The organism is Desulfoferula mesophila (genome assembly GCF_037076455.1).
In the GTDB taxonomy this organism is placed as follows: Bacteria; Desulfobacterota; Desulfarculia; order Desulfarculales; family Desulfarculaceae; genus Desulfoferula; species Desulfoferula mesophila.
On sequence record NZ_AP028679.1, the window covers coordinates 3,219,776 to 3,236,174 of the forward strand.

The 16,399-nt window shown below is 63.9% G+C and carries 16 protein-coding genes; 2 read left to right on the top strand and 14 right to left on the bottom strand.

Features of this window, described 5'->3' with window-relative positions:
* Window positions 1-40 precede the first annotated feature (40 nt).
* The 14 genes from AACH32_RS14765 to AACH32_RS14830 all read right to left on the bottom strand — a co-directional run bounded on the left by AACH32_RS14765 (window position 41) and on the right by AACH32_RS14830 (window position 13,602).
* Window positions 41-964 (bottom strand): DUF1177 domain-containing protein, encoded by a 924-nt coding sequence (locus AACH32_RS14765; RefSeq protein ID WP_338601064.1) that lies wholly within the window; start codon window positions 962-964, stop codon window positions 41-43.
* On the bottom strand, window positions 954-2,033 hold the full coding sequence (locus AACH32_RS14770) for an S-methyl thiohydantoin desulfurase domain-containing protein (protein WP_338601067.1): 1,080 nt from the start codon (window positions 2,031-2,033) through the stop codon (window positions 954-956). The genes AACH32_RS14765 and AACH32_RS14770 overlap by 11 nt, the downstream gene beginning before the upstream one ends.
* Before the next feature lie 10 nt (window positions 2,034-2,043).
* A complete protein-coding gene (locus AACH32_RS14775) occupies window positions 2,044-3,957 on the bottom strand; it encodes an aldehyde ferredoxin oxidoreductase family protein (protein WP_338601070.1) in 1,914 nt (637 codons plus the stop codon).
* On the bottom strand, window positions 3,947-4,429 hold the full coding sequence (locus tag AACH32_RS14780) for a 4Fe-4S dicluster domain-containing protein (protein ID WP_338601072.1): 483 nt from the start codon (window positions 4,427-4,429) through the stop codon (window positions 3,947-3,949). Before AACH32_RS14780 ends, AACH32_RS14775 begins: the two co-directional genes overlap by 11 nt.
* A 5-nt stretch (window positions 4,430-4,434) precedes the next feature.
* Window positions 4,435-5,133 (bottom strand): flavodoxin family protein, encoded by a 699-nt coding sequence (locus AACH32_RS14785; RefSeq protein WP_338601075.1) that lies wholly within the window; start codon window positions 5,131-5,133, stop codon window positions 4,435-4,437.
* 3 nt (window positions 5,134-5,136) lie between these two features.
* The gene (locus tag AACH32_RS14790; protein WP_338601078.1) at window positions 5,137-6,126 is read right to left on the bottom strand and encodes an ABC transporter ATP-binding protein; all 990 of its coding nucleotides are present in this window, start codon (window positions 6,124-6,126) and stop codon (window positions 5,137-5,139) included.
* Window positions 6,119-7,117 carry an ABC transporter ATP-binding protein gene (locus tag AACH32_RS14795; protein WP_338601081.1) on the bottom strand — a complete coding sequence of 333 codons (999 nt, stop codon included), beginning with the start codon at window positions 7,115-7,117 and terminating at the stop codon, window positions 6,119-6,121. Before AACH32_RS14795 ends, AACH32_RS14790 begins: the two co-directional genes overlap by 8 nt.
* Window positions 7,118-7,120: 3 nt before the next feature.
* A complete protein-coding gene (locus AACH32_RS14800; RefSeq protein WP_338601084.1) occupies window positions 7,121-7,984 on the bottom strand; it encodes an ABC transporter permease in 864 nt (287 codons plus the stop codon).
* On the bottom strand, window positions 7,981-8,997 hold the full coding sequence (locus AACH32_RS14805; protein WP_338601087.1) for an ABC transporter permease: 1,017 nt from the start codon (window positions 8,995-8,997) through the stop codon (window positions 7,981-7,983). The genes AACH32_RS14800 and AACH32_RS14805 overlap by 4 nt, the downstream gene beginning before the upstream one ends.
* Window positions 8,998-9,081: 84 nt before the next feature.
* The gene (locus AACH32_RS14810; protein ID WP_338601090.1) at window positions 9,082-10,635 is read right to left on the bottom strand and encodes an ABC transporter substrate-binding protein; all 1,554 of its coding nucleotides are present in this window, start codon (window positions 10,633-10,635) and stop codon (window positions 9,082-9,084) included.
* Between the two features lie 48 nt (window positions 10,636-10,683).
* Window positions 10,684-10,986, bottom strand: coding sequence for a TIGR04076 family protein (locus AACH32_RS14815; RefSeq protein ID WP_338601092.1), 303 nt, complete (start codon window positions 10,984-10,986; stop codon window positions 10,684-10,686).
* A gap of 2 nt (window positions 10,987-10,988) precedes the next feature.
* Window positions 10,989-11,504, bottom strand: a complete 516-nt coding sequence (locus AACH32_RS14820) for a flavin reductase family protein (protein ID WP_338601095.1) — start codon at window positions 11,502-11,504, stop codon at window positions 10,989-10,991.
* A 242-nt stretch (window positions 11,505-11,746) separates the two neighbouring features.
* On the bottom strand, window positions 11,747-12,403 hold the full coding sequence (locus AACH32_RS14825; RefSeq protein WP_338601097.1) for a response regulator transcription factor: 657 nt from the start codon (window positions 12,401-12,403) through the stop codon (window positions 11,747-11,749).
* 5 nt (window positions 12,404-12,408) lie between these two features.
* The gene (locus tag AACH32_RS14830; RefSeq protein ID WP_338601099.1) at window positions 12,409-13,602 is read right to left on the bottom strand and encodes a sensor histidine kinase; all 1,194 of its coding nucleotides are present in this window, start codon (window positions 13,600-13,602) and stop codon (window positions 12,409-12,411) included.
* Window positions 13,603-13,710: 108 nt separating this feature from the next.
* On the opposite strand from AACH32_RS14830, the gene AACH32_RS14835 reads away from it, so the two are divergent.
* Together AACH32_RS14835 and AACH32_RS14840 are read left to right on the top strand one after the other, a co-directional pair.
* A complete protein-coding gene (locus tag AACH32_RS14835; RefSeq protein WP_338601102.1) occupies window positions 13,711-13,950 on the top strand; it encodes a MoaD/ThiS family protein in 240 nt (79 codons plus the stop codon).
* A gap of 248 nt (window positions 13,951-14,198) precedes the next feature.
* Window positions 14,199-16,373, top strand: a complete 2,175-nt coding sequence (locus AACH32_RS14840) for an MGH1-like glycoside hydrolase domain-containing protein (protein ID WP_338601105.1) — start codon at window positions 14,199-14,201, stop codon at window positions 16,371-16,373.
* Window positions 16,374-16,399 lie beyond the last annotated feature (26 nt).

Consider the following 16,399-nt stretch of genomic DNA (forward strand, 5'->3'; position numbering starts at 1 on the left):
CTCCTCGCTGGGAAATCAGTTTAAACAGGTGGACGCGGCCCTAGCCTTTCCGGCCACCCAGGCCTTGCAGATGGCCCATGCTGCCGTAGAGCTCGCTCAGGCGCTGGAACTCCTCCGGGTCGTGCAGGCTGAGGCGCCCGGCGGTGAACTCCTTGGCCACCTCCAGGCAGAAACGCCCCGCCTCATCCAGGTCGCCTAGCTGGTTGGCCCCGGTGGCGCACCCGGCCACCGGAACCACGGAGGTAGTGGCCACTCCCACCACCGGGGCGCTGGTGGCTATGGCGGGCTGCATGATGCTGTTCACGTGGTGCACTCCATTGCCGTAGGGAGTTATGTCGCTGGTACTGATGGGCAACACCACCGGCAGGCGGCCGCTGACGAAGCGCATCAGCTCCAGGAGCCGCTCGTTGACCCGGAGCACCCAGCCCTCCTTGACGGTGGAGGTGATGGCGAATCCCCTCTGGTTGACCACCCAGTTGCCCTTGGTGGCGTCCACCGAGAGGATGCCGTCCATGGCCGAGTCCACCTCCATGCGGTTCATCTGGGCCATGTCCACCGGCGAGCCCATGAAGGGGGTGGGCTCATGGGGCTGGGTGGGGGCGTTGGGGCAGATATGGGTGGCCACGATCACCCCGCCCTGGGGCAGGCCGTCGCCCCGCCTGGCCATGTGGGCCAGGCGGGCGGCGCAGGCCAGGGACACGATGCAGCCGTCCGCGTCGGAAACCATGCCGATGCGCTCGGGCCGGGCTCCGATGCCTCCCAGGCGGCCCACGATGCCCAGAACCGGGCCGGGCTCGGGGGAGATCAGGCGCGCCTTGATAAAGTCGGTGTGTCCCTGGGGGCCCTGCACCCGGTGGACCTCCACCTGGTCCAAGCCTTTTTGGGCCAGCCAGCCGGCCACCTTGTCGCCGTCCACCCGCGCGTCGTCGAGCAGGTCGGCCGCTTCCATGATCTCAGGCAGCATTGACGTCTCCCGCGGCGTCGGCCCCCAAGGGACTACCTATGGCCTCCTCGGCCCGCCGCCATAATTCAGTATCACGCGCTCCTGCCCCCAGAAGCAACGACCCCGCCGGGGCTCCCACCAGAATCACCTCTTGGCCCAGGCCAACCTCGGCGCTGCTCACCGGCAGTCCGCTGGCCGCGTCCAGGGTGGTTATGAGATCGGGGAAGGAGAAAGGCACCTTGCCCCGGCGCTCCACCAGCATGTACTCGTTCCAGAACACCAGCTCGTGCCCGCTGGCCAACACCAGGCTTCCCAAGTCGAAGCCGCCCTTTGTCACCAGCTCCTTTTGCTCCACCTTGGCCGTGGCCAATACGGCTCCCCCCAGAAAATCGGACACGGCGGCGGCCTTGCGCCCCGCCGCCGCTTCCGCCAGAAGCATCTCGCCCAGCTTTTGGGCCATGGCCATGGCACCCACCGCGCAATGTTCCGTCAGCCAGGCGCACTGCACCGGATTGCGTGCCACCGCCACCAGGCCGCCCGCCCGCACCGCCGCCTGGCGCACCATGGCCGAGCAGTTCTCCAGGCCACCCTTGACCACCATTTCCAAGCGGCGGCCCTGTTCGCGATTGCCGCCGCAGGCGGCCTGCACCGAAACGTAGCGCTCCATCAGGTGCAGGCCCATGCTGCCCATGGCCGCGATGGGGTGGGCCCGACCGTTACAGGGGGCGTCGATCATCGGCAGCCCCAGCACGGCCGACTGCAACAGTCCGTTCACCGAGGCCAGCCCGCCCATCTCGTTGCAGATGATACCCCCCAGGGGGGCGTCCAGGTTTTCCGCCAGCTTGCCCAGGGCGCGCACATGGTCCATGGGCTCCAGGAACGCCTCCTGGGCGGCCGGAGCCCCCACCATGGATACCGTGGCCACCCAGGCGGCGGGGTCCATGTCATCCAGTTCGAGGATGATCGGGGTGCCCAGCTCCAGGGCCAACCGGCCCAGGCGCAGGCCCTCCTCGGTCGATCCGCCGCCGCCGCCGCCCAAAAAGGCCCCGCCCATGACCAGGGCCTCCACCATTTGCGCGCTTACTTCCACGGCTCCCTCTCTAGGGCAAGGTTTGCGCCCAGTCATCCAGGCCCTTGACTCCCTCGGCCAGTTCCAAGCGGCCCAGCAACTCGCGGGTGGGCCTGCCGGTCTCCAGGTCATAGCCCTGCAGCCGGTAATATTGGCGCAACAGCCCGCCCAGCTCCTGGGCGGAGTTCACGTGCCCGGCCAGGGGCCCTTCGGAGATGGGCTCGTTCATCAGCCGCCAGGGCAGCTCGTCCTTGCGGTTCGGCTTCTCGCGCAGGTTGAAGCAGCGCTCCAGCACCACGCAGCGGCGGCCGCGCTCCAGCAGCTCCTCGCCGCTCATTTCCACGCCCAGGGCCGCGCTGACCATGAGCGCCAGGGACTCCAGGGACACGATATAGGACGAGGTGGTGGCAAAGGAACAGATGCCCAGGGAGTCGGTAAGGGCGAACATGTCCTCGTGCCAGCGCACCAGCTCGGGCTTGCCCTTCAGCGTGGTACCGGTGCATTCCTCCTCGCGGCCCAGGATGCGCTTGACCAGCTCGCGGGCCTCGGGGAAGTGGCCGAACTCGGCCATGGGCTGGGCGTGCAGATGGTCCGGCCCCCGGGGGTTCACCGCGAAGGCCAGGCTGTAGGCCTTGGCCACCCTGGTGTCCACCCGCGACTGCTCCAGGCCGTTGGCCTGCACCGCCCACTGGTAGGAATCGCCCCCGGTGCGCTCGGCGGCGATGCGGGTGCCCTCGGCCAGCAGGTCGCCGATGCCCTGCCGGTGGGCGATCCAGTGCAGCAACTCCACCATGGTCTCGCCGTTGCCCCAGCTCAGGTCCAAATCCCCGGCCGCGCCCGGGGGCAAGGCCCCGCGCTCCACGCACTCCAGCAGCCAGCCGACTGCTCCGCCGGCGCTGATGGTGTCCATGCCGTAGTCGTTGCACAGCTCGTTGCCGCGCAGCACCGCCTCCACGTCGTTGATGCCCAGGCTGGCCCCCAGGGCGGCCAGGGTCTCGTATTCCGGCCCTCCGCTCTTGCCCCGGAAAACGCCCTGGCGCACCTCGGAGTACTTGTGGCAGCCCAGGGGACAGGCCGAGCAGGCGCTGCCCTTGCGCATGTAGCGCTTTTCGTCCAGGTAGGAGCCGCTGATGAGATGGCCGTCCTCGATGTGGCTCTTCTGAAAGTTGTTCACCGGCATGGACCAGCTCTCGTTGACGTATTCCACGGTGGCCGAAGTGCCGTAGTCCACGTAGAGCTTGGCCTTGACGGTGCCGTCAATCTTGGCCAGCACCGCCTCGATTTCCCGGCGCAAGGCCGTGGGATCGGCCACCGGGGTCTTGCCGGTGCCCCGCACCGACACCGCCTTGAGCTTCTTGGAGCCCATCACCGCGCCGAGGCCTCCCCGGCCGGCGGCGTGGAACAGGTTGGTCATCACGCAGGCGAAGTTGACCAGGTTTTCCCCGGCCTGGCCGATGGTGGCGTTGTCCCAGCCCTGGCCCCGAAGCTCCCGATGCAGCCAGGCCTCGGTCTCGCGCACCGTCTTGCCCCACAGCTCGCCGGCGTCGTGGATCTCCACCTGGTCGTCATCGATGGTCACGTACACCGGCCGCTCGCTGACGCCCGTGAACACCACCGCGTCCCAGCCCGCCCGGCGCAGGGCCTTGGCCCAGGCGCCGCCGGTGTTGGACTTGAAGTAGAGCCCCGTCGCCGGGCTTTTGCTGGTGATGGTGGTCTGGCCCGCCGTGGGCACCGGGGTGCCCACTAGCTTGCCGGTGGCGAAGATAAGCTGGTTGTCCGGCCCCAGGGGGTCGGCCCCGGCCGGTTGGCCCTCAAACAGCAGCTTGGCCGCCAGCCCCCGTCCGCCGATCAAAAGATCGAAGGTGTCCGCTTCCAGCCGTTCTACCCTGACCTGACAATTGCTCAGATCTATGCGGGCGATCTTGAATCCGAGATCAATGGGCATGGCGGTTCCTCTCTATGAAATGCAGCTTGGCTTGCTTGCGGTCCAGGCCCGAAGCCACGGTCTGGGGGCTGACCTCGACCACCCGCAAGGCGCCGGTGTGGCAAAGCCCCGCGCAGGCCGGGTCCCCGCCGCAAAGGTCGCACTTGAGGGCCGTCTCCTCGCCCAGGAAGATGCCTTGATAGGGGCAGGCCTCCACGCAATCCCCGCAGGCCACGCAGAGCTCCGGGTCCACGGTGAGCAGAGACAGCTCGGGGTCGAAGACGATGGCCTTGACCGGGCAGGCGTCCTGGCAAGGGTGCTCGCCGCACTGCTCGCACATCAGCGGAGCGAACTGGGCGGTGGGCTCTTCGCGCAAGATGCGGATGCGCGAGTTGCTCAGGGAGCAGAACCCGCCGTGGCTCATGGAGCAGGCGTCCACGCACAACTCGCAGCCGTTGCACTTGTCCATATCGGCCAGCAGGATTTTTTTCATGACCCCTAGTCCTTCCCCTGGCCGAACACCACTTCGCGTCCCGCGCGCACCACCTGGGCCAGGGTGATGACGTTGTGCCCCAGGGTGCGGGCCGCGTCCACCGCCGCCTGGGCGCCGATGGTGCCCTGCTCGCTGAGCTGGGCCAGGGCCTTGCGGTCGGCCAGGCACTCGGTCCAGCCGCTGGCCCCCAGATAGCCCTGCCAGAGGTTGCCGGCCACGGGCAAACAGCCCATGAGCAGGGCGTGGTTGACCAGCTCGGTGATGGCGTGCTCCTGGCCGGAGAAGATGTGCATGCCCTGGCTGATGATGCCCATGGGCTTGAGCGACTTGGTGAAGCCCGTCTGTGAGGCCGAGGGCAGGGACTTGGTTATGCCCGACTGGCCCAAACGGTCTATGAAGCACTTGAGCTGGCCGGGTATGGACATGTGGTACACCGGTACCGAATAGATTATGGCGTCGGCCTGGACCCACAAGTCGGCCAGCTCCTGGTAGTCGTCCTTGATGGTGCACTGGCCCTCGTGGCCTTTTTTGCGGCAGCCGTAGCAGTGGATGCAGCCGCCGAAGGTCTTGTTCTTGAAATCGTAGACCGTGATCTCGGCTTCGGGCTCGCTCTCGCGCACCGCCTGCATGGCCTGGGTCAAGAGGTAATAGCTGTTGGCCTTGCCCCGGGGGCTGGCGGATATGCCCAGCAGGTTGAGCTTCATGTCCTACTCCTTGTTGGTGGCGGAGCCCGTGTCCGGGCTCTGGTGGCAACGCAGCCAATGACCGGGCCGCGCCTGGCGCCAGGGCGGGGCCTGGCGCGAGCAAACCGCGGCCCGCTCGGCGCAGCGGGGATGGAAACGGCAGCCCGAGGGCGGGTCGGCCGGGTTGGGCACGTCGCCCGCCAGGGTGATGTCCAGGGCCCGCTCCTCGCCGGGCAGGGTGGGTATGGCCGAGAAAAGGGCCCTGGTGTAGGGGTGCAGGGTGTGGCGCATGATGCGCTCGTTGGAGGCCATCTCCACCAACTGTCCCAAATACATCACCGCGATGTTGTCGCTCATCTGGTGGATGACGCTGAGGTCGTGGGAGATGAACAGACAGGTCATGTCCATCTCCCGCTGGATGCGCTTGAGGGTGTTGAGTATCTGGGCCTGCACGCAGACGTCCAGGGCGCTGGTGGGCTCGTCCAAGATCAGAAAGCGCGGCTTCAGGGATACGGCCTTGCAGATGCCCACCCGCTGCTGCTGGCCGCCGGATAGCTCCTTGGGGTAGCGGTTAAGGTGCTCCGGGCTCAAGCCCACCATGGAGATGAGTTGGTCCACCTCTTGCTCGATTTGGCGCTTTGCCACCAAATGGTGCACCACGAAGGGCTCGCGCAGGATGCCCCGCACGGTCATGCGCGGATTGAGAGAGGCCTGGGGGTCTTGGAACACCATCTGGATGTCGCGCTTGGCCTTGTGCATCTCCCGGGCGCTTTTGGCCAGAATCTCCTGATCGCCCAACTCGAAGCGGCCCTCGTCGGCCTCGATGAGCCGCGAGAGCAGGCGCCCCACCGTGGTCTTGCCGCAGCCGCTCTCCCCCACCAGGCCCAGGGTGGAGCCATGGGGAATGGAGAAGCTCACGTCCTCCACGGCGGAGACGTAGCCGCTGGGCCGCCCGAAGAGCCCGGCGATGGGAAAGCGCTTGCGCAGCCCTTCCACGCGCACCAGATCAGGCATGGGCCACCTCCGCTTGATTGCGCCAACAGGCGGCCCAGTGCCCCGGCGAGGGCTCGATCATTTCCGGCGGGCGGCTCCGGCAGATGTTGTCGGCATAAGAACAGCGGGGGTGGAAGCGGCAGCCGGAGGGCGGGTGCAACAGGCTGGGCACCGTGTCGGGGATCACGTTGAGCATCTCCTGCCGGGCGGCCAGCAGGGGCAGGCTGCTGAGCAACGCCTCCACATAGGGGTGGCGGGGCCGCAGGAAGACCTCGTCCACCGGCCCGTGCTCCACGATCTGCCCGGCGTACATCACGTAGATGTAGTCGCAGGTGTTGTAGACCGTGCGCAAGTCGTGGCTGATGAACAACATGGAGAAACCGTGTTCCCGCCTGGTCTGGGCGATGAGCTCCAGAATCTGTTTCTGGATGGTCACGTCCAGGGCGGTGGTGGGCTCGTCGGCGATGATCAGCGCGGGGTTGGAGCTCAGGGCCACCGCGATCATCACCCGCTGGCGCATGCCGCCGCTAAGCTCGTGGGGGTAGCGGTCCAGGATGCGCTCGGGGTCGGACATGCGTACGCTGGCCAACAGCGCCGCGCCGCGCTGGAGGGCCTCCTTGTGGTCCACCCCCTGGTGCAGGCAGATGATGTCGGCCATCTGGGTGCCGATCTTGAAGGTGGGGTTGAGCGAGCTCATGGGCTTCTGGAAGACCATGGAGATGGCCCCGCCCCGGACCCGGCGCATTTCACGGTCGCTCAGGGACAGCAGATCGCGGCCCTGGAACAGCACCTGCCCCTCGGTGATGCGCCCCGCCGGCTCGGGCACCAAGCGCAAAATGGACAGGGCGGTTACCGATTTGCCGCTGCCGGTTTCGCCCACCAGGCCCACCGCCTGGTTAGGAGCTATGCCGAGCTCCACCCCGGCCACCGCGTCGAAGGAACCTTCGTGGGTGGTGAAGTGGGTGCGCAGCCCTTTCGCCTGTAAAAGCATCTCTTGCTTGGCCGAGCCCATGTCTCAGCTCCGCTCGTAGATGTCGCGGATGGCGTCGCCCAACAGGCAGAAGCCCAGCACGAACCAGAAAATGGCGAACCCGGGGAAGGTGGACATCCACCACCACTTGGGGATGAAGGCCCGCCCGGTGGCCACCATCAACCCCCACTCGGGCGCCGGCTCCTGGGCGCCGATGCCCAAAAAGCCCAGGCCCGCGGCGGTGATCACCGCGTAGCCCATCTGCAGGGTGGCCTGCACGATGATGGGCCCAGTGCAGTTTGGCAGGATGTGGCGGAACATGATGCGCACGCGCGAGGCCCCCAGCATGCGGGCGCTCTCGATGAACAGCTCCTCCTTGATGGCCAGGGCCTGGCCCCGCACCAGCCGGGCGTACCAGGTCCACCACACCAGGGCCAGGGCCAGCATGGTGTTGGTGACGCTGGGCCCCAGGGCCGCCTGGATGGACAAGGCCAGCACCAGGGGCGGGAAGGCCAGGAAGGCGTCGGTCACCCGCATGATCGACCCGCCCAACCAGCCGCCCATGTAGGCGGAGATAAGCCCCAGCAGCGAGCCGATGGTGGCGGCCAGAAGCACCACCACGCAGGCGATCTTCAGGCTGATGCGGGCGCCGTAGACCATGCGGCTGGCCACGTCGCGTCCCATGTCGTCGGTGCCGAACCAATGCTCGGCGCTGGGGGGCAGCAGCTTCTGCTTGAGATTGACCTTGTAGACCTGCTCCGGGTGGGGTGCCACCGCCGGGGCGAAGGCCGCCACCAGCACCACCACCAGGATCATGCCGATGCCCACCATGGCCAGGGGCGAACGGCGCAGGGAGTAGGTAGCGTAGCGGAAGGAATCGCTGCGCACTATGGTGGCCAGGCCTCTCATAGCCGCACCTTGGGGTTGATAAGCATGTAGACCACATCCACCAGCAGGTTGACCAAGGCGTAGCTCAGGGTAACCACCATGGTGGCCCCGATGATGGCTGGAAAATCGCTGGAAAGCACCGACTGGGCCACGTACTGGCCGATGCCCGGCCAGTTGAACACCGTCTCCACCAGGAAGGATCCGCCCAACAAGAGCCCGAACACCAGGCCCACCAGGCTGACCGTAGGGGTCAGGGCGTTGCGCAGGGCGTACTTGTAGATCACCCGCCAGCGGGCCAGGCCGTAGGCCTTGTGGAACACCACGTAGTCTTCCTTGAGCACCTTGAGCATCTCGCTGCGGGTCTGGCGCACCACTGAGGACATGGAGCTTATGCTGAGCGCCGCGGCGGGCAGGATGATGTGGCGGATGGAATCGCCCAGAGTCTGCCAGTTGCCGGTCAAAAGGCTGTCCAGGATATAGAGCCCGGTGATGTCAGTGGGTGGCGCCAGGCCGTAGGTGAGACGGTCGCCTACCGGCAGCCAGCCCAGCTTGAAATAGAAATACAGCTGCATGAGGATGGCCAGCCAGAACACCGGCACCGACACCCCTCCCAAGGCGAAAAGGCGCGAGGCGTGGTCGGATAGGTGGTCTTTGCGCACCGCCGACACCACCCCCAGGGGCACCCCCACCACGATCACGATGAACATGCTCACCAGGGCCAGTTCCATTGTGGCGGGGAAAAACTCTTCGATGTCTTCCATCACCGGCCGGCGGGTGTGCATGGATTTGCCGAAACGGCCGGTGAAGGTGTCGCGCAGATAGATCAGGTATTGGGTGGGCAGGGGCTTGTCCAGGCCGTACTCCGCCCGGATCTGGGCCACCTGCTCCTCGGAGGCGTACTGCCCGGCGATGAGCCGGGCGGGGTCCGAGGGAACCATGTGGGAGACAAAAAACACCACGGTCATAGCCAGCACGATCACCGGCACTATGGTGATGATGCGCCGCAGTATTTTTTGCAGAAGCATGCTGCTCATGGGCGAATTCGCAATCCCTGACGGTTCACGCGCGAAACTTGCTAAACGAGGGGGGCGCTTGGCGCCCCCCTCGGGGGCTGGCTCTTACTTCCGGTAGTAGTCGTAGAAATAGAACATGTTGCCCAGGGCGTCGCCGATCTGGGTGTAGTCGTACACGCCCACGCTGTCGCGGTAGATGGCCACGTAGGGCAGCATGAACAGCCACAGGTAAGTGGCGTCCTTCTCGGGCAGCAGACGGGCCTGCTCATAGATGCTCATGCGCTTGGCCCGGTCGATGGTCTGGGAGGCCTTGTCCATCAGGGCGTCGAACTGGGCGTTCTTATATCCCAGGTTGGCCCCGCCCTTTTGCAGGCTGTGGGAATCCAGGACCTTGTAGAGCACGCCGTAGGGGTCGGCGATGATGGAGGAGGCGTAGAAGGGATACAGGTCGGCCGCCTCGTCCGGGGTGCCGTAGACCTGCTTGGCGAAGGCCGGCCAGGTCATGGACTGGATGTCCAGCTTGACCCCGATATCCTTCAGGTTGTCCTGCAGGATCAGCGACCACTTGCGATGGTTCTCGATGCCGCTCACGTAGCAGAGCTTCAGAGTGACTTCCTTGCCGGCGTAGGCGCTCTTGGCCTTGAAGGCCTTGGCCTTGGCCACGTCGCGCTTGATGGGGGTGCCCACCAACAGGCCCTTGGCCGAGGCGTTGACCACGGCCCGGCAGGCCTCGTAGTCCACGGCGTAGGTCACGGCCTTACGCATGTTCTCGTCGGCCAGGGGGCCACGGGCGTTGTTCATCAGGATGAACTGCTCGGCCAGGGAGGGGAAGGTCTTGACCTTGATGTGGGGATCGGCGGCCAACACGTCCCAGTACTCGGCGGTCATGTCGTTGATCATGTCCACCGCGCCCTTGGTGATGAGCATGCGCTCGGTGGAGTCTTCCTTGTTGACCTGGTAGACCACCTCGCTGAAGTGCTTGCCGTCCCAGCCGCGCCAGTAGCCCTTGTGGCGCACCAGCTTGATGTACTGATTGGGGGCCCACTTCTCAACCACGTAGGGGCCGGTGCCTGCGGTGTGGTCGTGCATCCACTTGGTGGCCCAGGGGTCGTCCTTGGTGGCATTTTTCTTGATGGCGGTGGGGCTGACCATGATGAAGCACCAGGGAGCGGCCAGCACGTCCTCCAGGAAGGCCCAGTTCTTGGTGGTCTCCAGGCGCACCGTGTGCTTGTCGAGGATCTTGACTTCCTTGATGTCCTTGACCCAGGTGGCCGGGCCCTTGTTGATGGCCTTGATGCGCTCCAGGTTGAACTTCACCGCCGCGGCGTCGAACTCGCTGCCGTCGGAGAACTTGACCCCCTTGCGCAGCTTGAAAGTGCCGCCGTTTTCGTCAAGCTTCCAGGACTCGGCCAGCAGGGGCTTTATTGAGTAGTCCTTGAGGTCGTATTGCAACAGGCCCTCATGGGTGTTGCGGGTAATGGTGCAGGAATACCAGACAAAGGCCACGTGGGGGTCCATGGTCTGGATATCGGTGTACACCGAGTAAACCAGTTTGCCGTCGTCCACGAATTTGCCGGCGGCCAGGGCCGGGCCCGCCAGCGCCAAGGTCGCCGCCAGGGCCAGCGCCAAACAACTCAACCAACATTTTTTTGCCTTCATGTCTCTCCTCGCCTCTAAAAAAAAATACCCTTGACCCGCCCAAAGGCCCTAGCCCTTGGGCCCGCCATCGGAAACAGTCGATTCAACCAGACTGACTTTGAAAACCACCGGATTCTTGGCGTCGGAACAGGTTACCCGGGCGGCGCGCTCGTCCCGGCAAAAGGGAAGACGCGCTCCGTACTTGAGAGCGACCAGCACCGGAAACATCTCGTGGTAGGCCCAACCGCAAAAGCTGGGGAAGGTTTCGGTGCGCGGGCCCACCGGGAATTCGAACACCTGGCCCACCTGGTAGCCGAAGGGGCAGACGCCCTCTTCCAGTATCCGTTCGATCTCGATCCGATAAGTAGTCATCTTCATCCTTGGCCGGGCAGGTAGTCCCGGCGGTCGTAAACCAGGCCCCTGGTGGAGCGCAACACCCGCCCCGCCAGCGCCTCGCACAGAAAAACGGTGTGGTCGCGGGCGTCCATTTCGTCCACCAGGCGGCATTCCAGATAGGCCGCGGCTTCGGCCAGCACGGGGCAGCCGTTGCGGCCGGTAAAAAACTCGAGGCCCGCGAACTTGTCCACCTGACGGCTGGATTGGCGGCCAAAGCAGCGGGCCAGGTCCTGCTGTCCCTCGCCCAGGAAGTTGACGGCCAGCGCCTTGCTCTGGCGGATGATGCCGTGGCTGAAGTTCTCTTTGTAAACGCAGGCCACGGCCAGAAAAGGCTGCTCCGCCGCGCGGGTGAACCAGGAGGCGGTCATGCCCGTCAGGCGCTCATCCAGGCGGCTGGTGAGCACCACCACGCCCTTGACCTGGGCCTCAAAGGCCCGGTCAATGTCCGTCACCTTTCTGCCGGTGACGGTGTATTGCGCGGTTTCCTGCTCCATAATTGGACGGCGTTCCCCTAAAGTTCGCGTATTTTCAGTTACAAACCCAGTATGTCGGTGTCGAGATCCGGTAGCGCTCACCAGCCGGAGTACCTATGTCATAAATGACATCGATACTTTCTATGCATCTCTATAGGCTTTAAGCATGGCACCGAAACGAGGGGGATTACAATGCAGGGAATACGTCTTTTATTAAGGAGTAACCAGATGGGGTTGTAAGGGGTTCCCGTACAACAATTTCGTTAGTCGCCCAGGGAAGTAATGCCCTCTCGGATAGAAAACTTGATCAAGGCGGCGGTGCTGCTGAGGTCCAGTTTTTCCATGATGCGCCGGCGGTGGGTTTCCACCGTTCGCGGGCTCAAGTTCAAGGCGTCGGCTATCTGGGAACGGGTCATGCCCTTGGAAAGAAGCTGCAACACCTCCTTTTCCCTTTGGGACAAGGGACTCGCCGCCTTTTGCCGGGCCTGGTCGTCATCTTCCTGGATGTAGCCCCGGACCAGGGTGCCGGTCACCTGGGGGCTCAGGTAGGTGTGGCCCTGGCTGACCGCCTTTATGGCGTTCAAGAGCTCGCCCAAGCCGCTGTCCTTGGGCAGGTATCCCGAAGCGCCGGCCTTAAGCATGCCTTCCACGTATTGCCGGTCGCGGTGCACCGACAGCCCGATGACCTTGGTGTGGGGGCAAGCCTGCCTTATGCGGCGGGTGGCCTCGATGCCGTTCATATCCGGCAGGGCGATGTCCATCAATACGATGTCCGGCTTGAGGCTCTGGCAAATGCGCAGGGCGCCGGCGCCGTCATCCGCTTCGTCCACCACGGTCAAGTCCGGTTGGGGCTCTAATAGCGAGCGCAGGCCCTGGCGCATCAGTTTGTGGTCATCAACTAACAATAACCTTAAATTCAATATAGTTACTCCATATTTCTCTTGGCGGAAATCCTGATGTCCAGCGGAATGATGAGCGCCACCTGGGTGCCGTTGCCCACCTGGCTGTGCACCTGCAGGCGTCCGCCCAAATGGCGCAGGCGCTCCTTCAAGCTGAACAGGCCGAACCCGCCGCCCGATTCGGTCTGGGTGTCGTTGGGCCGGTAGTCAAAGCCCCGGCCATGGTCGCTCACCACCAGGCGCAACTGGTTGCTGAACCGGGCGATGCTTACCCAGGCCTTGGGGGTCTCGGCGTGCTTGGCCACGTTGTACAAGAGCTCCTGAACGGACCTGATCACGAAACCGCCCAAATCGTGGGTAAGGTTTTCCTCCAGGTCGGATTCCTTCAAGACGACCTCCAGGCCATACAGGTCGCACATGCGGTCGGCCAGCCATTCCAGGGCGGCCGACAAGCCGAGGTCCTGGAGCACCGGCGGGCTGAGATCCAGGATGGTGGCCCTGGTCTCGGCGATGACTTCTTGGATCATCTTTTTTACCTGGTCCAGAGACTCCGCCAGAGGCGCCTGGCCGGGGACCTGGCCCAACAACTCCAGCTTCATCACAGCCAGGGACAGGTTCTGGGCCACCCGGTCGTGCAGATAGGACGCCGCCTTGCGCTTTTCCCTTTCTTCGGCCAGGGACAGTTCGGTGGCCAGGGAGCGCAGCTGCTCCTCGTAATTTTTTACTTTTTCCTCCGCCTCCTTGCGGGCGGTTATGTCCTCGACCATGACCAGGTTGTATTTGGGGCTGCCGTCCGCGTTGCGCACGATGCTCAGGGCCAGCTCCGCCCAGACCATTCCCCCGTCCTTGCGGATGTAACGCTTTTCATAGTGCACCTGCTGATGATCTTCGCTGTTCATCAGGGCGGCCACGATGGCCTGTTCCCGCTGGATGTCATCCGGATGGGTGAAATCCGGTATGGTCATGGTTTTCAATTCTTCGGCGCTGTAACCCAGCATGCGCTGCATGGCCGGGTTTATCTCCATGGGGCGATGGTCCAGGCTGGTCAGGGTCATGCCGACCGCTGCCACCTGGAACATGGTTTGAAAAAGCAGCTCCCCCTCCTGGGGCAAGGCGGCGGGCGGCGTGAAGCCAGCCGAGGCCCTTGGCGGTTCGTCCAGACGCAACCGCAACCGGGCCAGCTCTTTCTCCAATCGAATGATTTTTGCCTGCGGGTCCATTTTACTTATCCATTGATGCAGTCTATCAATTTCACCAGTATAGAATTATTTAGGCAAGTGCTTATATACGGTCCGGCAAGGGACGCGCCGTTCGGATGGTTAAGGCCAATGGACATCAAGCTCAAACTTTTCCACAATCTGCGCAAGCTGGCTTTTCCCGGGAGCCGGGAGTTCCTCTTTGATTACCCCTTGCCCGAAGGGGCCAAAGTATCCGACCTGCTGGAGCGCCTGAACATCCCTCCCGAACTGAGCATCCTTATTTTTTTGAACGGCGAGGCCGCCACCATCGAGCGAGTGTTGAATGAAGGCGATCTGGTCAGCCTGATGTTGCCCGCCGGAGGCGGATAGGGCGCCGCTGCCCCCAAAATGACCACAGGCCCGCTCTGGTTGCCAAACGCCCCGGAGGGGCGGACAACCGAGTTCCACGCCCTCGCCTAAGGCAAAATAGCAGACAATAACCGATGCCCGCCTTCGCATGATGCGCGGAGGCGTGCCACGCGTTTGGATGGGAACGGGCATGAGCGAATGGTATCCGCGCCCCTCGAACAGGCATAATAGGTCCAAGACCTTTCGCGCAACAATTTCCAAGGAATCGCATGGGCTTTTTCTCGACCAGCCGACCTTTTGAAAAGCACTTGGGCCAAGCCAAGGAGGTGTTGGAAAGCAATTGGATGGGGAGCTACACCAGGCCCGCCAACGGCTTGTACCCCCACCAGTGGAACTGGGACTCCGCTTTCATAGCCCTGGGCTATGCCAATTACCTGCCGCAAAGGGGAAGGCGGGAGCTTGGCCGCCTGTTCGCCGCCCAGTGGCCCAACGGCATGGTCCCCCATATAGTCTTCAACCCAGACTACCTGGGAGGCTATTTCCCGGAGCCCGACTTTTGGCAGTGTCCCCAGGGCCGCCAAACCAGCGGCCTGACCATGCCGCCCCTGCACGCCGAGGCCTGCCTGCGCCTGCACCGGCTGGCCCACGACCAGGAAAGCAGCCGCGGCTTTCTGGCCGAGATGTTTCCCAAGCTCCTGCAAGGCCACCGCTATCTATACCGCGAGCGCGACCCCGAGCGGGAGGGGCTCATCTATATCCGGCATCCCTGGGAGTCGGGCCGGGACAACGCGCCCGCCTGGGACGCTCCCCTGGGCGCCATCGACCTGAACCAGGTGAGCATCCCCGCTTACCAGCGCCGGGACTTGGACAAGGGCGTGGACCAGGAGCAGAGGCCCGCCGACGAAGACTACGACCGCTACGTCTACCTGGTGGACCTCTTTCGGCGCCTGGACTACGACGAGGCGGCCATTCAAAAGGAATGCCCCTTTCTGGTGCAGGACATCGGCTTCAACAGCATCCTCTGCCGCGACAACCGCGCCCTCAAGGAGATCGCCGGCCTGCTGGGAAAAGACCAGGGCGAGATAGAGGAGTGGTACCAGCAGACTTCCAAGGGGATTCGCGACAAGCTTTGGTCCGAGGATTACGGGCGCTTTGAATCCTTTGATCTGCGGGCCCAAAAGTTCCTGGACAGCCCCACGGCCATGGGTTTCATGCCCCTGTACGCAGGAGTGGTGGACAGCGCCAAGAGCGCCCAGTTGTTTGGGCAGATGGACTCGGTGTCCTTTTGCGGCCTGCGTCAGGGCAACTGCTTTGCCATACCCGACTACGACATGACCGCCGAGGACTACAGCGAGGTAAACTACTGGCGGGGGCCGGTGTGGCTCAACATCAACTGGATGCTGGCGCAGGGCCTGGAAGACTACGGGTATTATTTCGAGTCCCAGATCCTTCGCAAGGACATCCTGGAGCTGGCGGTCCGCTTCGGCTTCCGGGAATATTACGACTCCCATAAGGGCCTGGGGCTGGGCTCCAAACAATTTTCCTGGAGCGCCGCCCTGTTCATCGACGTGCTCGAGGGCTATTATCGGCAAAAGGATTCCGAGCCCGGCCTGTTGGGGATAGTGCTCAGCGGCAAGCTGGGACACACCAGAGTCCTGAACGACCCGGACTCCGCCCCCGGCGAGGCGGGAGGCGGCGTCGATCAAGCGGTCAGCGAGTCGATCAAGGAGGTGGCCGAATCGTTTTTGGGCTCCGTGCGCGGGGCGGTGGATTACAAGGGCATCGCCCAATCGGAGCAGTACCACAAATACTGCGCAGCGGTGAAACTGCTGCCCGGGCTGAACCTGGCGTCCTTGGGTCAGGGAAAGCAGGCCCTGGCCTTTTGGATCAACCTGTTCAACATGCTGGTCATCCATGGGGTGATAGAGTTGGGGATGAAAAGCTCGGTGGCCGAGGTGCCCGACTTTTTCGACCGCGTGGCCTACAAGGTAGGCCCCCACCTCTTTTCGCCGCTCGACATCTACCACGGCGTGCTGCGGGGAAACCAGGCCCCGCCCCACCGCCTGCTGCCCCAGTTCATGCCCTGGGACAAGCGGCGCAAGCTGGCCTTCGCGCAACCCGACCCCAGGGTCCATTTCGCCCTTTCCTGCGGCTCCCGCTCCTGCGCCAAGGCGGGCTACTATGAGGCGCGGGAGCTTGACGAACAGTTGGACAACGCGGTCAAATCCTTCATCAGCTCCGAGGTGCTGGTGGACCCGGAGGAGAACCGGGTGGCCATGGAGGAGATGTTTCAGTGGTACCAGGAAGACTTCGGCGGCCAAGAGCCGATGCTGAAATTCGTGGCCGAGTTCATGCCCGAAGACGAGCACAAACGTTATCTGTTGGACAATCTGGACAAGGTCGAGGTGGAGTACCTTTTTCACGACTGGCACCTCAACCGCTGAAGCGCCATGCCTGACTTGAGATCATT

Bases quoted from the DNA above. Each gene is read 5' to 3' on its own strand.
- AACH32_RS14805 (WP_338601087.1), bottom strand. From the start codon at position 8,997: ATGAGCAGCATGCTTCTGCAAAAAATACTGCGGCGCATCATCACCATA.
- AACH32_RS14785 (WP_338601075.1), bottom strand. From the start codon at position 5,133: ATGAAGCTCAACCTGCTGGGCATATCCGCCAGCCCCCGGGGCAAGGCC.
- AACH32_RS14765 (WP_338601064.1), bottom strand. From the start codon at position 964: ATGCTGCCTGAGATCATGGAAGCGGCCGACCTGCTCGACGACGCGCGG.
- AACH32_RS14795 (WP_338601081.1), bottom strand. From the start codon at position 7,117: ATGGGCTCGGCCAAGCAAGAGATGCTTTTACAGGCGAAAGGGCTGCGC.
- AACH32_RS14810 (WP_338601090.1), bottom strand. From the start codon at position 10,635: ATGAAGGCAAAAAAATGTTGGTTGAGTTGTTTGGCGCTGGCCCTGGCG.
- AACH32_RS14800 (WP_338601084.1), bottom strand. From the start codon at position 7,984: ATGAGAGGCCTGGCCACCATAGTGCGCAGCGATTCCTTCCGCTACGCT.
- AACH32_RS14820 (WP_338601095.1), bottom strand. From the start codon at position 11,504: ATGGAGCAGGAAACCGCGCAATACACCGTCACCGGCAGAAAGGTGACG.
- AACH32_RS14840 (WP_338601105.1), top strand. From the start codon at position 14,199: ATGGGCTTTTTCTCGACCAGCCGACCTTTTGAAAAGCACTTGGGCCAA.
- AACH32_RS14790 (WP_338601078.1), bottom strand. From the start codon at position 6,126: ATGCCTGATCTGGTGCGCGTGGAAGGGCTGCGCAAGCGCTTTCCCATC.
- AACH32_RS14835 (WP_338601102.1), top strand. From the start codon at position 13,711: ATGGACATCAAGCTCAAACTTTTCCACAATCTGCGCAAGCTGGCTTTT.
- AACH32_RS14780 (WP_338601072.1), bottom strand. From the start codon at position 4,429: ATGAAAAAAATCCTGCTGGCCGATATGGACAAGTGCAACGGCTGCGAG.
- AACH32_RS14775 (WP_338601070.1), bottom strand. From the start codon at position 3,957: ATGCCCATTGATCTCGGATTCAAGATCGCCCGCATAGATCTGAGCAAT.
- AACH32_RS14815 (WP_338601092.1), bottom strand. From the start codon at position 10,986: ATGACTACTTATCGGATCGAGATCGAACGGATACTGGAAGAGGGCGTC.
- AACH32_RS14830 (WP_338601099.1), bottom strand. From the start codon at position 13,602: ATGGACCCGCAGGCAAAAATCATTCGATTGGAGAAAGAGCTGGCCCGG.